At 48.1% G+C, this 1,598-nt stretch carries 2 protein-coding genes; both read left to right on the top strand.

Going from position 1 to position 1,598, the window contains the following annotated elements; translation table 11 throughout:
• The coding region (gene ftsY / locus IJN28_03170; protein MBQ6712774.1) for a signal recognition particle-docking protein FtsY at window positions 1–708 on the top strand (708 nt) is incomplete at its 5' end.
• An 87-nt stretch (window positions 709–795) separates the two neighbouring features.
• Complete coding sequence (locus IJN28_03175; GenBank protein MBQ6712775.1) at window positions 796–1,521, top strand: ATP-dependent Clp protease proteolytic subunit; 726 nt, start codon at window positions 796–798, stop codon at window positions 1,519–1,521.
• The last annotated feature ends 77 nt before the right edge of the window (window positions 1,522–1,598 follow it).

Here is a 1,598-nt window from a genome sequence, read left to right on the forward strand (position 1 = left end):
ACAGGCCCGAACGACTTGCGTCCGTTCTTGCAGAGAAAGATTGCAGAGCTGTTCGCTGTCGGTGAAAAAGAATCGTACTTGGAAAGACCGCTTCATGTTATCATGGTCGTAGGCGTTAACGGTGTCGGCAAAACGACGACGATCGCTAAACTTGGTAACTATTACCGCGAACAAGGCAAAAAAGTTGTCTTTGCAGCGGCGGATACATTCCGTGCGGCGGCTATCGACCAGCTTGAGATCTGGGGACAGCGTATCGGTGTCGATGTCATCAAACATACGGAAGGCTCCGATCCTGCGGCTGTCACGTTCGATGCGATCGCGGCATCCAAAGCGAGAAAAGCTGACGTTCTTATCATTGATACGGCAGGTCGACTCCATACGAAATCGAATCTGATGGAAGAGCTCAAAAAGATCAAACGTGTATCCGAGCGTGAAATTGCAGGCGCACCGCACGAAACGCTTCTCGTTCTCGATGCAACGACAGGTCAAAATGCACTCAACCAAGCGAAGATTTTCGGACAGACGAGCGAGATCACAGGACTTGTCTTGACGAAACTCGACGGTACTGCCAAAGGCGGTGTCGTTATCGCTATCAAATCCGAACTTGATATTCCTGTAAAATGGATCGGTGTCGGTGAAGGTGTCAACGACCTTCGTCCGTTTGTTGCAAAAGATTTCGTAGAAGCATTGTTCCATCAAGAAAAATAATGAGAAAAAGCGCATGAGATTGATCGTGCGCTTTTTGTGTGTGAAAAATCCTTCTTTTGACCATACTATGGGCAAGGAGGGTGAAAGATGAAACGAGAAGATTGGTTTTATAATCGAGAAGTCGAAGACGATATGGCCGAAGATGAGGAGATAAAAGCAGGACAAGCGATACAAAATTTCGGTGCGGTATCGGTGCCGACATCGACCTCGCGTATCCATGTGATGACGATCATTGGGCAAGTAGAAGGCCATATGGTACTTCCACCGAATAACAAGACGACGAAGTATGAGCATATCATGCCGCAGCTTGTAGCGATCGAACAGAATAAGGAGATAGAAGGGCTTTTGATCCTTATCAATACGGTGGGCGGTGATGTTGAGGCGGGACTTGCTATTGCCGAAATGATAGCGAGCTTATCAAAGCCGACTGTATCGCTCGTGATCGGTGGTGGGCACAGCATCGGTGTGCCGATAGCCGTATCTGCCGATTATTCGTTCATTGCCGAGAGTGCAACGATGACGATACACCCGATTCGATTAACAGGGCTCGTCGTCGGTGCTCAAAGCTCGTTTGATTATCTGGAGAAGATGCAAGAACGTGTCAACAAATTCGTCACGCATCACTGCCATATCAACGGACGCAAGTGGAAAGAGCTTCTCTTTAAGACGGGCGAACTATCGCGTGATATCGGCACATCCGTATCGGGAAGCGACAGCGTCAAATACGGTCTTATTGATGAGATCGGCGGACTGTCTGATGCGCTTCGTAAGCTCGAATCGCTTATTGAGAAGAAAGGTGATGACGGCAAATGATGTGGACGATCGTAGCTCCTGAATTATGGAACGGAGAAGAAATATCAGAGGCGAGTTCTGAAGAGGTGATCTTATAT

This window comes from Selenomonadales bacterium (assembly GCA_017442105.1).
Classification (GTDB): domain Bacteria; phylum Bacillota; class Negativicutes; order RGIG982; family RGIG982; genus RGIG982.

Bases quoted from the DNA above. Each gene is read 5' to 3' on its own strand.
- IJN28_03175 (MBQ6712775.1), top strand. From the start codon at position 796: ATGAAACGAGAAGATTGGTTTTATAATCGAGAAGTCGAAGACGATATG.